Genomic DNA, 13,324 nt, shown 5'->3' on the forward strand with positions numbered 1-13,324 from the left:
ATTATTTATTTTGTGTGAAATAAGAAAGAATGAAGAAACAATTTTACAAATGGATATTTTTCAGGCTCATGGGATGGAAAATAGTGGGAGGAATTGACGCAAATATTAAAAAATGTGTCATGATGGTGATGCCGCATACGAGTGCGCATGATTTTTATTTGGGTATTTTTACCAGAGGCATCACCGGATTAGAAATGAATTGGGTGGGTAAAAAGGAATTGTTTCGTTTTCCTTTCGGATTTTATTTTAGATATATGGGTGGCGAACCATTAGACCGTTCTGGCGGTTTGAATAAAGTGGATTCTATCGCTGCTATTTTTCAAAGAAAAGAAATTTTTCGTTTGGCTGTTGCCCCAGAAGGAACTCGTGAAAAAGTTACCGAACTAAAAACAGGATTTTATTATATCGCTTTAAAAGCAAATGTTCCTATAATTCCGGTCACATTTGATTTTGGAAGAAAAGAAGTGAACTTAGGAAATCCAGTTTTACCAACTGGCGATCTCGAAAGTGATATGGCAGTTTTGAAGAAACACTATAAAGGTGTAAAAGGTAAAATTCCGGAAAACGGATATTCATTTGAATAAATGACAGTGTAAACAATAAATTCAATTTATTGTAAAAATAATTGTTATGGCAAAATAATGTATGAGAACCCCAATTCGAAATTCCGAATTGGGGTTCTTTTTTTAATCGGGAACATAACTTTTAAAAGTTCCATTTTTATAAAAAATTACGATTTTATCTATTTCAGTTGAATCGGATTCTTTAGGGCTATTTTTATTTTCTATTTTTTTTGTTTCCAATGCAGGAATCGGATTTGGAATTTTTATTTCGGAAAATAGATTCTCAGGAATTATATCAGCAGAAGCTGGAGCAGGAATATTTTGTTTTACAACTTGCTCAACGTTGTTTACTGTTTTATCAAACTGCTCCGAGTTTTTAGGAAAAGTTCCTTTTCCGTTCAATATCCAATACAAATCTACATCAGGAAAAACCTCTAATATTTTAAGAATAAAATCCAAGCTAGGTTTGTTTCTTCCTGAGAGTAGGTGAGACAAACTGGAGCGCTGTACACCAATTTTATCCGCAAAAGAAGAAGCATTCAAGCTGTAGTAATCCAGTATGATTTCTAATCTTTTTATAAAATCCTCGATGTTTACCATTGTAAATTATTGATATGAATTAACTATTTACAAATGTAATCAAAAGTTGTCAAATAACCAATATTACAAGTGTAAATAGCATTTATTATACTAATTAACATAAAGTATAAGATAATGTGATTAATTATAAGTAATTGATAATATGTTAATTAGATACTAATTAATTATTATATAACATTTGTTAACCGCAAGTAGTAAAAGGACTCACTTAAAAGGCAAAGATGTGTTTACAGGATTGAAATAGTTGAAATCTTATTTGTTTACAAATGTAAATATAAAGATGTTTACTTTTGTAAATCAAATAAAACAGCATGGATTTAGAACAATTATTTAGTCAATATAAAGAAGAAACTATTCACGGTCGTTACATTACTTTAGATTCTATTGAACCGTTATTACAAAAATTAAATACCAATAATCAACTTCAAATTATTGGAAAATCAGTTTTAGGAAAGTCGATTTATTCATATGAAATTGGAGAAGGTAAAACTAAAATTTTCCTTTGGTCACAAATGCATGGTAATGAAAGTACGACTACAAAGGCACTATTTGATTTTTTGAATGTGTTGCAAAGCGGTTCACAATTGGCACAACTATTATTAAATACTTTTACTTTTTGCAGTATTCCAATGTTGAATCCTGACGGTGCCACATTATATACCAGAGAAAATGCTAATAAAGTTGATTTAAATCGCGATTCGCAAGCGCTTACACAGCCAGAAAGTAAGATTTTAAGAGAAGTTTTTGAATCTTTTAAACCAGATTATTGCTTTAATCTTCATGATCAGCGCACTATTTTTGGCGTAAGCGATACTGGTAAGCCGGCTACTTTATCATTTTTGGCGCCTTCTTATAATGAAGAAAGAGAAGTAAACGAATCGAGATTAAAGGCTATTAATTTGATTGCAAGTATAAATGAAGAGCTTCAGAAGTATTTACCGAATCAAATTGGTCGTTTTGATGATTCTTTCAACATAAACTGTATTGGTGATACATTTCAATATCTGGGCGTACCTACATTATTGTTTGAAGCGGGTCATTTTGCAAACGATTATCAAAGAGAGGAGACGCGTAAATATGTTTTTATGGCGCTAATTTCAAGTTTTACCATACTTAGCGAAAACGATATAGTTAGCAACGGAATTGACAAATATTTGAATATTCCTCAAAATAAAGTCGTTTTTTATGATTTAATGTATAAAAACATCAAAATAAATTATGATGGTATCGAAATAATCACCAATTTTGCAGCACAATACAAAGAAGAGTTAATTGAAAATCAGATTTGTTTTAATGCTTATGTATCACAGATAGGCGATTTAGAAAATTATTTTGGTCATTTTGAATACGATGCTGAAGGAGCACTTTATAAAGATGATTTTGATTCAATTCCTAAATTAAACCAAAAAGCTGATTTTTATTTAGATAATAACATAAAAATTGTTAACGGAATGATAAAAATATAATATTTTTGTCTTTTTATTGTTTTTATGTATATTTTTATACTTTGTTAAAGCAATTAATAATATTAATTAAAGAGTTATGAGTAAATTTCGTTTAGATGAAGTAGATCACCAGATTTTAGATATGTTGATAGACAATACAAGAGTTCCATTTACGGATATTGCAAAAAAATTATTGATTTCTGCAGGAACTGTCCATGTCAGAGTTAAAAAAATGGAGGACGCCGGTATCATAATGGGATCTTCATTAGTGCTTGATTATGACAAATTGGGATATTCTTTTATCGCTTATGTAGGTGTTTTTCTAAACAATACGTCACAAACAAAATTTGTTTTGGAACGAATCAATGAAATTCCTTTTGTAACGGTAGCTTCTGTTACTACAGGGAAATTTAATATCTTTTGTAAAATTAGAGCAAAAGATACTAAACATGCTAAAGATGTTATCTTTATGATTGACGATATTGATGGAGTTTACAGAACTGAAACGATGATCTCACTAGAGGAAAGCATAAATGATAAGAAGCGGTTGATGCATACTATTTTCAAAAATATGTAATTAATCTTGAATGCGCTATATATAAATATAACCTCAAGTTAATTCTTGGGGTTTTTTTATGAGAAATTAACTAAACCAACTACAACTAGACTATGTACACATTACCTAAAATTGAACGTTTCAACCAGGATGTTCTCTCTAAATACAACATTTATAATAGTGTATTTATTACATTGCCCTTTCAATCCATAGATAATACGGGAGCTTTACTGCCTTTATTTACAGATATTTGCGATACAGGATTCAAAAAACAAGAAACTCCTAAGGAGATTGTTGATTTTTTTGCAAAAAGGTATTTACACGATCCTTCAGAATCAGATAAGATTGATATCATGTTTCGTTTTATTCAATATATCGAACGTCAGATTGTTCTGTTTGATGCTATTGAAGATGCTGCTTTTCCGGTTGTTAATAATATGGAGGGAAGAGGATCGTTGAGAGATATTAAGGAAAAATCAGATGCAAAAGACAAAGAAGACGAATTGGTCGATTTTCTGGAAGATTTCAATGTTAGAACAGTTTTAACTGCGCATCCTACACAGTTTTATCCTGGTGCTGTGCTTGGAATTATCAATGATTTGACAGAAGCGATTCGTAAAAATGACTTACTGAACATTAAGCAATTGCTGGCTCAATTAGGTAAAACTCCTTTTATTCAAAACGAAAAACCAAATCCTTTTGATGAAGCAGTAAGTTTGATCTGGTATCTTGAAAATGTATTTTATCATACTTCCGGTGAGATGGTGCACTATCTTCAAAAAAATATTTTTAACGGAAACTCCATAAAAAATCCTTTGATTAAGCTTGGTTTTTGGCCTGGTGGTGATCGTGATGGGAATCCATTTGTAACAACCGAAATAACTTTGAAAGTAGCGGAACGCTTGCGAACTTCGATTTTGAAATGTTATTACATCGAAATGAGGGATTTAAAAAGAAAACTAACTTTCTCTGGTGTAGATACTTTGGTTACTGAACTGGAACAAAAACTTTACAGGTCTGTATTTTATTCCAAAGGAGAAATTTTCATTACTCTTGACGAATTTAAATCACAGTTGAGTAAAATAAAACAAATTATTATTGATCAACATCAATCGTTATATTTAGATGAATTGGAAGCGCTTCTGATAAAAGTAAATTTATTTGGGTTTCATTTTGCATCTTTAGACATTCGTCAGAATAGTAAAATTCATGATGCTGTGTTTAATGACGTTGTTGAATTTTATCTGAAAGCTGATCCTGATGTTTTTCCGAAAAATTATTTTGAATTAAAAGAAGAAGATAAGCTAAAGGTCTTATCAAATGTAAGCGGAAATCTTGATGCGGCTGTTTTTCCGAATGAGATGACTCGTTTGACAATCGAATCCATTCAGGCGATAAAAACAATTCAGGAAAATAATGGTGAATTTGGTGCCAACCGCTACATAATTAGCAATAATGAAAGCGCATTGAATGTTATGGAAACTTTTGCGTTATTCCGTTTGAGTAATTGGGAGAATCCTCCAGTTGATATTATTCCGCTTTTTGAATCGGTTGATGATTTACAAAATGCGCATGAAATCATGGAGAAATTGTATACGAATCCAACTTATGCGGCACATTTAGCCAGTAGAAACAACAAACAAACCATCATGCTTGGTTTCTCTGACGGAACAAAAGACGGAGGTTATTTAATGGCGAATTGGAGTATTTATAAGGCAAAAGAAGAACTTACTGCGATTTCCAGAAAATATGGTGTAAAAGCAATTTTCTTTGACGGTCGTGGTGGACCTCCAGCTCGTGGTGGTGGAAAAACACATAAATTCTATGCTTCATTGGGGCCAAATATTGAAAACAATGAAATTCAAGTTACAGTTCAAGGACAAACGATTAGTTCTAATTTTGGAACTTTAGATTCTTGTCGTTATAACTTGGAGAATTTATTAAGTGCTGGTGTAACCAATCAGGTTTTTAGCAAAGGACAAAATGAATTGACCTTAGACGAAAAAAATATATTGGATCAATTGGCAGGATTTGGTTATGAAAAGTATTTGAGCTTTAAAAATCATCCAAAATTCATTCCTTATTTGGAACAAATGAGTACGCTGAAATATTACGCTAAAACGAATATTGGAAGCCGACCATCCAAAAGAAGTAAATCAGAACATTTAGATTTCGCTGATTTACGTGCGATTCCTTTTGTGGGTTCTTGGAGCCAGTTGAAGCAGAATGTACCCGGATTTTTCGGTGTAGGTACGGCGCTCAAACATTTTGAGGATACAAATCAATGGAGTAAAGTTCAGGACTTATATGACAATTCATTATTCTTTAAAACCTTGTTAGAAAATAGTATGATGTCATTGGCTAAGTCATTTTTCCCACTGACAGCTTACATGAAAAAAGACCCTCAGTTTGGTGCTTTTTGGCAAATTATTTATGACGAATTTTTAGAAACAAAACGATTACTTTTGAAAATTGCGGGCCATAAAGAATTGATGGAAAATTATCCTGATGGTAAAGCATCAATACAAATAAGAGAGCGTATTGTATTGCCATTGTTGACAATACAACAATATGCTTTATTGCGAATTAATGAGTTAAACAAAGAAGCTCAACCAGATGAAGCGTTAATAAAAGTGTACGAAAAAATAGTGACTCGTTCTCTTTTTGGAAATACAAATGCTAGTAGAAACTCTGCTTAAACGATAAAAAAATGATGTCAACACAATTGCCAACAAATGAATATGCTCCTTTTTATGCTCCTTATGTAAACGCTTTGGGAGACGTGAATTTGATAGAAGAATTAGAAATTTCATTGCATGATTTTATCCGTTTTGTGCAAAATATCCCAATGGATAAATTTGATTATAGGTATGCAGAAGGGAAGTGGGATATCAGAGAAATTATTCAGCATGTCATAGATACCGAGCGTATTTTTGCGTATCGTGCCTTGCGTATTTCCCGAAATGACCAAACGCCTTTACCAGGTTTTGATGAAAATGATTATGTAAACAATACTCAAGCTACCAATAGAAGTATTCAAGATTTGCTAACTGAATTTTCAGCTGTGCGACATTCGAATTTGTTTCTTTTTAAAAGTTTATCTGAAGAACAATTAAAGAGAATTGGAACTGCTTCAAATGCTGCTGTGTCGGTTCGTGCGATCGGTTTTATTATGATTGGGCATCAGAAACACCATCAAAAGGTTTTTCAGGAAAGGTATTTATAATTTATTGAAAACCGGTTGACCAGATTTTTAGCTTGTTGTCAAATGACATAGTATTTGCAGGACTAGTAGAAGGCATCACATAATACGTGATGCCTTTTATTTGTCCAAATTTTTTCAGAAAGTATTTATGGCTTTCTTTTCCGTTAAACATGATTGTAGTGATTCCGGGGAATTGTTTGAATAATGTTTCAAAATCATTTTCTTTTTGATTTTTGATATGGATGTCCAAGCTTCCTTTTCTTTCGCAATTTTCTAAAACATCCCAAAGCCCAATGTTGTTTGCTTGGAGTAATTGTATCTTTTCTTCGAAGATTTCAGATATTGGTAAATTATCCAGCAACGTGTACATTATTTTCCAGAAATGATTTCTTTTGTGTGCATAATATTCCTGCTTTTCCAGTGATGCAATGCCAGGCATAGTTCCTAAAATCAAAATTTTGGTTTGAGAATTTATAAAAGGAGGAAAGGATTGTATCATATCATATCATATCATTCAATTAAAGTACAGCATTCTCTTTTTCTATTACAGCTAATGCCAATCGGATTTTTCCATAATCTATTTTTTCTTCAAAATAATTAAAATAGGGCTTCAAGGCATTTGGTGATTCAAGTTTTATTTGTGCTTCTGCAATTTGCGAAACTTCTTCTTTTGAGATAAACGATTCTAAATCTATGTCTGCTCCGTCAACATACAGTTTCGCTAAATGGGACATAATCGTACTTAATCCTAATTTTCTTTTTTGAGCAATTTCCTCGACAGAAAATTCGTTTTTATAAAGTTCCAATGTTTCTTTGTAGGTTGTGGCTTCTTTTTTCTTTTTAGTACCTTTTGCTTTTTGGAAATCTTGAATAACTTTTATAAAAGCATCACCATATTTTTCCAATTTTGCTTTACCAACACCATCAATTGCCAGTAATTCATTCTCACTCATCGGTCTTTCAGTTTCCATTTGGCGCAAAGCCGCATCACTGAAAATTACATAAGCTGGAACAGATTCTTCTTTGGAAATTTCGTAGCGTAATTTCCTCAATGTTTCAAAAAGCGAATTAGCTACTGATTTGCTTTTTGTTTCTTTGATTTCTTGCTTCTCGATATTGATTTTTTGAACCGTAGTCAGCTGTACTTTTTCGCCTTCAAACAATACTTTTTTAGCTAAAGAAGTAAGTCGAATTTTATTTTGTTTATGAAAAGCAATCTCACAGTACCCAAGATTTATCAATTGTATTAAATATTGATTCCAGTCAAACCATGAAAGATCAACACCAACACCATATGTTTTAAGGTTTTGGTATTCTTTTTCATAGATATACGCATTTTTGGAACCGCGCAAAAAGTCAATGATTACAGGTAATGGTTCTGTTTCCTGTAATCGAATAATTGCCGACAATGCTTTTTGAGCAATTATGGTTCCATCGAAAAAAAGCGGTGGATTTTTACAGATATCACAATTTCCACAATTTTCTGTAACGAGTTCGCCAAAATAGGAGAGCAATATTTTTCTGCGACAACTCAACGCATCGGCATATTGTTTCATTCGCTCCAGTTTGGCAAGTTGTACTTCGGCGTTTAAACCTTGAGAAGCAAATTTTTGCAATTGAATCACATCGCCATAACTTTCGAACAATACGGTTTCTGATGGCAAACCATCGCGACCTGCACGACCAATTTCCTGATAATAACCTTCAATATTTTTCGGCAAGTTGTAATGGATCACCCAACGAACATTTGATTTATCAATTCCCATCCCAAAAGCAATGGTTGCACATACTACTTTGCAATCATCATTGATAAATTCATCTTGTGTTTTCGAGCGAATTTTATTGTCTAAACCGGCGTGATAGGCCTTAGCACTAATGCCGATTTTTTGTAATTTTTCGGCTAATTCTTCGGTTGTTTTTCTGCTCAAGCAATATACAATCCCGGATTCGTTTGGTTTTTCTTGGATGAAATCTATTATTTGTTTGACTCTGTCTAAAGCGGGACGCACTTCTAAACTTAAATTTTTTCGATCAAAAGAAGCAACAAATAATTTCGGGTTTTTTAGATTTAATTGTTCGCTAATATCCTTACGTGTAGCTTTATCAGCAGTGGCAGTTAAAGCTAAGATTGGAGTAGAAGGGAAGCGATTTTTTAGATATCCAAGATTTGTATATGCTGGTCTGAAATCATGTCCCCAAGATGAAATGCAATGCGCTTCATCAATAGCGATAAGACTTATGGTTAAACTATTGAAAATATTATCCAGAAATGACAAGCTTTCTGGAGCAATGTAAACGAGCTTAATTGTATTCGATTTTAAGCTTTCGATATAAAATTGACGTTCGTCTTCGGTTTGACTGCTGTTGATAAAACAGGCTTCAATTCCATTTGCTTTCAAGCCATCAACTTGATCTTTCATCAAAGCGATAAGCGGGGAAATTACGATTGTAATTCCGGGAAAAAGTAATGCTGGTAATTGAAAACAAATTGATTTCCCACCACCTGTAGGCATAATTGCCAATGTATCTTGCCCAGAGAGAACACAGTTTATTATTTCCTCTTGGTTGGGTCTGAATTTTTCAAAACCAAAGTTTTCTTTGAGTTTGGCATATAAAATTTGCTGAGTCATTTTGGCGTATATTTAGAAGTCTAAAGTTATAAAAAAAGGAACTCGTGAATGAGTTCCTTTTTATAAGTATATTTAAAACAGGATTAATTAATCCTCATCTTCATCATCATCTTCATCTGAAAAATCTTTTTCATCAGCATCTTCGTCATCCTCATCATCTCCTGAATCAGAATCCGGTTTGTCGACAGCGTCGTCTTCATCGTCGTCATCAATATCATCGTCTAAATCTAGACCTTTGATCGGTTCAACAACTTCATCAATAAGGATTTCATCATCTTCATCATAATTTTCAATTCTATCAGCAAGTTTAGTGCTCACTTTTACTAAATAAATAGTGTCTTCAGTTCGAACTTCAACCGCTTCAACCAATTCATTTTTAGCGTTTCTAAAACTAATAATGTTTGAATCATCATAACCATCTGGAAATTTGTCCACCAATAGGTTTAAAATTTCATTGGTAAGTTTTGCGTAATCAACAATTACTCTTTTCATAAAATTATTCTATAGATCTAATAAATAAGCGAAAATTAAAGGTGCTACAATGGTAGCATCTGACTCAATAATAAACTTAGGAGTTTTAATGTCTAATTTACCCCAAGTTATTTTTTCATTTGGCACTGCTCCAGAATACGAACCATAACTGGTCGTTGAATCTGAAATCTGGCAGAAATAGCTCCAGAAAGGAATGTCATGCATTTCCATATCTTGGTACAACATTGGCACCACACATATTGGAAAATCTCCAGCAATACCACCACCAATTTGGAAGAAACCTACACCATTGGTACTGTTTTTTGGATACCAATCTGATAAGAAAACCATATATTCAATACCGGATTTCATTGTAGAAGCTTTCAAATCTCCTTTAATTACATACGATGCAAATATATTTCCCATGGTACTGTCTTCCCATCCCGGTACAATAATAGGTAAATTTTTCTCAGCAGCTGCATACATCCAACTGTCTTTTAAGTCAATTTCATAATATTCTTCAAGAACACCTGAAAGTAACATTTTGTACATAAACTCATGAGGAAAATATCTTTCTCCTTTATCATCAGCATCTTTCCAGATTTTGTAAATATGCTTTTGCAAACGACGGAAAGCTTCATGTTCCGGAATACAAGTATCTGTTACACGGTTTAAACCTCTTTCCAATAAATCCCATTCATCTTGCGGAGTCAAATCACGATAATTTGGAACCCTTTCATAATGAGAATGAGCTACAAGATTCATGATATCTTCCTCTAGATTTGCTCCAGTACACGAAATGATATGGACTTTATCCTGACGAATAATTTCAGAAAATATTTTTCCAATCTCGGCAGTACTCATAGCGCCAGCCATGCTCACCATCATTTTTGAACCATTGGCTAATTGTTCTTCGTATGCCTTAGCTGCGTCAACTAAAGATGCAGAATTGAAATGCAAATAATGCTTTTCTATAAACTGACTGATTGGTCCTTTGCTCATTTTTTAAAATTTAAATGCTTAGAAATCAAAACGTTAAAATTATAATCTCAAATTTAACGAATTTTTATATTGAATAATTGAATCGTTGGTAATTTATTTTTTGTCGTAACCCAATATTTTTAAAACGTCTTCAGAGGTTTGTTGCTCTGAAAAAACCTCAGTGGCCAAAATACCATTTTCGTCTCTGTCTATTAAAATATGTTTAGGTTGCGGAATCAAGCAGTGATGTAAACCACCATAACCTCCAATGGTTTCTTGGTAAGCTCCTGTATTAAAAAATCCAATATATAATGGTTTTTCTTTGTTGTATTTTGGCAAATAAATAGCATTCATATTTTGCTCTGAATTGTAATAATCATCGCTGTCGCACGTCATTCCGCCTAATAAAACCCGCTCGTAGGTATCATTCCAGCGATTGACTGCCAGCATGATAAAACGTTTGTTGATTGCCCAAGTATCTGGTAAAGTAGTAATGAAAGAGGAATCAATCATATTCCATTTTTCTCTGTCATTTTGTTGTTTTTGATACAAAATCTGATAAATCGCTCCACCACTTTCGCCTACAGTATAGGAGCCAAATTCAGTAAAAATATTAGGAACATCAACTTCAGCTTCGTCGCAAGCTATTTTGATCTGATTGATGATTTCATCAATCATGTATTGATAATCGTATTCAAATGCCAATGAGTTCTTTATTGGAAAACCACCACCAATATTTAATCCGTCAAGGGAAGGACATTCTTTTTTTAATGCTACATAAACCTTAATACATTTTACTAATTCATTCCAGTAATAAGCATTGTCGTTAATTCCTGTATTGATAAAAAAGTGCAACATTTTCAGTTCCAATTTTTTATTTTCCTTAATTTCTCTCTTATAAAATGGAACAATATTTTTGTAACCAATTCCTAGTCTGGAAGTGTAAAACTCAAATTTCGGTTCCTCTTCAGCCGCAATACGAATTCCAATTTTGAATTTACTTTTTATTTGTCCCTGAAGTAAATCAAGTTCTTCAAAATTATCAATGATTGGAATGGTGTTTTTATGACCATTATTAATCAATCGTGCAATATTATCGATGTATTGATCTCTTTTGAAACCATTACAAATTACATAGGTACTTTTGTTAATTTTACCATTTGCCAAAAGGTTTTCTACGATGTTAATATCAAAAGCAGAAGAAGTTTCAATATGAATGTTATTTTTGAACGCTTCGTTCATAATATATTCAAAATGAGAACTTTTAGTGCAATAACAGTAATAATATTTTGCCTCATATTTATTTTTTTCCATCGATTTACGAAACCAACTTTTGGCTTTGTTAATGTTGTTGGAAATTTGAGGCAAATAAGTGAATTTTAATGGTGTCCCGTATTGTTCCACCAATTTCATCAAATCGATATTGTGAAATTGAAGATTATCTTTGTTTAATGTAAATTCTTCTTGCGGAAAATAGTAGGTTTGATTGATTAAATCAGAATATTTTGTATTCATTAGATGTCATAATTATAGATTAGAATATTGTAAAAATAAAGTAACCTATAATTCAAACCCGAATATTTGCATATACGATTTGAAGCTTCTCGTGGTCTGCTTTTAAGTATTGGAAAACATCAAAACTAAAGTTTCCTTTAATAGAATAAAACCGCTTCAATATCCTTAGAAAAGACATATTGTTTCGAGTTTTATTAGAACTATAATTTCGCTTGTTTTGACTTTTTTTCATTGGTGCAAATGTAAAAAATATTATATACGCAATGCAATGCTTTTTATAAAAAATAATTAAGATTTATAATCCTCAAAAGCCCTAAGAATTAATTCATTTTCAACTGATTGATTGATTTTTATTTTTCCGATACCTTCAATTAATGCAAACTGAATGTTACCATACTCATTTTTTTTGTCGTGAATCAGTAATTCCAAGATTGGTTCAATATCATTTTCTTCAAAAAGGATGTCGTCATATACAGCCTTAATACAGGATTTTATCTCAGAATATTCTGCTTTATTGATTAGTTTTTTATCCAATGAAATAAAACTTTCCAAGACCATCCCAACAGCAATGGCTTCTCCGTGCAACAGAGTAGTTTTATTTTCATTTTCTAGAAAGTAGCTTTCAATGGCATGTCCTAAGGTGTGACCAAAATTCAATGCTTTTCGAATATTTTTTTCGGTAGGATCTTGAATTACAATTTCATTTTTTATTTCAACAGAACGGTAAATTAACGAATCAAAATCAGCAAAATCTATAGATTTTAAATCTAAAAATTGCACCCAATATTTCTTATCATATATCAAACCGTGTTTTAACATTTCGGCAAGACCGGAACGCATTTCATTTTGAGGCACCGTTTCAAGATATTGGGTGTCAATAAGAACCATTATTGGAACATTTATAACACCAATTTGGTTTTTTAAATTCCCTAAATCGACCCCGTTTTTCCCTCCAACAGAAGCATCAACCATTGATAGTAGCGTAGTAGGAATATGAATAAAATCAACTCCACGCTTGAATGTTGAAGCTACAAAACCACCTAAATCAGTAACAACACCTCCACCAAGATTAATCACAAGGCTTTTTCTGTCAGCACCAAGTTCCGTGAGTACATTCCAAATTTGGACGCAAGTCTCAATATTTTTATTTTCTTCACCGGCATCAAATTCTATAATTTCAATAGTAAGTTCTGTTTCCAGATATGGTAGGAAATTAGGTAAGCAAAACTCATTAGTATTGCTGTCTACAATTATAAATAGGTTGGAGTATTTATTTTCTTTTAAATGAAGGTTTAATGCTTCGTATCCTTTTTCGTTGAAATGTATTGGGTAACTGTTGGCTTGAATTGATTGCATCT

At 32.4% G+C, this 13,324-nt stretch carries 12 protein-coding genes; 5 read left to right on the forward strand and 7 right to left on the reverse strand.

Translation table 11 applies throughout. The features are described 5' to 3' along the window. The first annotated feature begins 29 nt into the window (after window positions 1–29). Window positions 30–584 (forward strand): 1-acyl-sn-glycerol-3-phosphate acyltransferase, encoded by a 555-nt coding sequence (locus G7A72_RS01535; protein ID WP_165151159.1) that lies wholly within the window; start codon window positions 30–32, stop codon window positions 582–584. Between the two features lie 102 nt (window positions 585–686). On the opposite strand, the gene G7A72_RS01540 is transcribed toward G7A72_RS01535, so the two are convergent. Next, window positions 687–1,163 carry a helix-turn-helix transcriptional regulator gene (locus G7A72_RS01540; RefSeq protein ID WP_113665831.1) on the reverse strand — a complete coding sequence of 159 codons (477 nt, stop codon included), beginning with the start codon at window positions 1,161–1,163 and terminating at the stop codon, window positions 687–689. 311 nt (window positions 1,164–1,474) lie between these two features. On the opposite strand from G7A72_RS01540, the gene G7A72_RS01545 reads away from it, so the two are divergent. The 4 genes from G7A72_RS01545 to G7A72_RS01560 all read left to right on the forward strand — a co-directional run bounded on the left by G7A72_RS01545 (window position 1,475) and on the right by G7A72_RS01560 (window position 6,390). Next, window positions 1,475–2,629 (forward strand): M14 metallopeptidase family protein, encoded by a 1,155-nt coding sequence (locus G7A72_RS01545; RefSeq protein WP_165151160.1) that lies wholly within the window; start codon window positions 1,475–1,477, stop codon window positions 2,627–2,629. A gap of 76 nt (window positions 2,630–2,705) precedes the next feature. Further along, on the forward strand, window positions 2,706–3,185 hold the full coding sequence (locus G7A72_RS01550; RefSeq protein WP_072943262.1) for an Lrp/AsnC family transcriptional regulator: 480 nt from the start codon (window positions 2,706–2,708) through the stop codon (window positions 3,183–3,185). Between the two features lie 92 nt (window positions 3,186–3,277). After that, window positions 3,278–5,863: a phosphoenolpyruvate carboxylase gene (locus tag G7A72_RS01555; RefSeq protein ID WP_165151161.1), complete on the forward strand. Its 2,586-nt coding sequence runs from the start codon at window positions 3,278–3,280 to the stop codon at window positions 5,861–5,863. A gap of 11 nt (window positions 5,864–5,874) precedes the next feature. Next, window positions 5,875–6,390, forward strand: coding sequence for a DinB family protein (locus tag G7A72_RS01560; protein WP_165151162.1), 516 nt, complete (start codon window positions 5,875–5,877; stop codon window positions 6,388–6,390). A gap of 1 nt (window position 6,391) precedes the next feature. Here G7A72_RS01560 and G7A72_RS01565 read toward each other — a convergent pair whose 3' ends face one another. From G7A72_RS01565 to aroB, 6 genes are all read right to left on the reverse strand, one after another. Beyond that, window positions 6,392–6,868 (reverse strand): DNA-deoxyinosine glycosylase, encoded by a 477-nt coding sequence (locus G7A72_RS01565; protein WP_165151163.1) that lies wholly within the window; start codon window positions 6,866–6,868, stop codon window positions 6,392–6,394. Window positions 6,869–6,887: 19 nt separating this feature from the next. After that, window positions 6,888–8,999: a DNA helicase RecQ gene (gene recQ, locus G7A72_RS01570; protein ID WP_165151164.1), complete on the reverse strand. Its 2,112-nt coding sequence runs from the start codon at window positions 8,997–8,999 to the stop codon at window positions 6,888–6,890. Window positions 9,000–9,086: 87 nt separating this feature from the next. Beyond that, complete coding sequence (locus G7A72_RS01575) at window positions 9,087–9,491, reverse strand: DNA primase (protein ID WP_165151165.1); 405 nt, start codon at window positions 9,489–9,491, stop codon at window positions 9,087–9,089. A gap of 9 nt (window positions 9,492–9,500) precedes the next feature. Continuing rightward, on the reverse strand, window positions 9,501–10,472 hold the full coding sequence (locus tag G7A72_RS01580; RefSeq protein ID WP_165151166.1) for a deoxyhypusine synthase family protein: 972 nt from the start codon (window positions 10,470–10,472) through the stop codon (window positions 9,501–9,503). A 93-nt stretch (window positions 10,473–10,565) separates the two neighbouring features. After that, entirely contained in the window at window positions 10,566–11,966 is a 1,401-nt protein-coding gene (locus G7A72_RS01585; protein ID WP_113665824.1) for an arginine decarboxylase, read from the reverse strand. Window positions 11,967–12,254: 288 nt separating this feature from the next. Then, window positions 12,255–13,322, reverse strand: coding sequence for a 3-dehydroquinate synthase (aroB, locus tag G7A72_RS01590; RefSeq protein ID WP_165151167.1), 1,068 nt, complete (start codon window positions 13,320–13,322; stop codon window positions 12,255–12,257). Between the last annotated feature and the right edge of the window lie 2 nt (window positions 13,323–13,324).

The organism is Flavobacterium sp. Sr18 (assembly GCF_011064265.1).
Lineage (GTDB): Bacteria > Bacteroidota > Bacteroidia > Flavobacteriales > Flavobacteriaceae > Flavobacterium > Flavobacterium petrolei.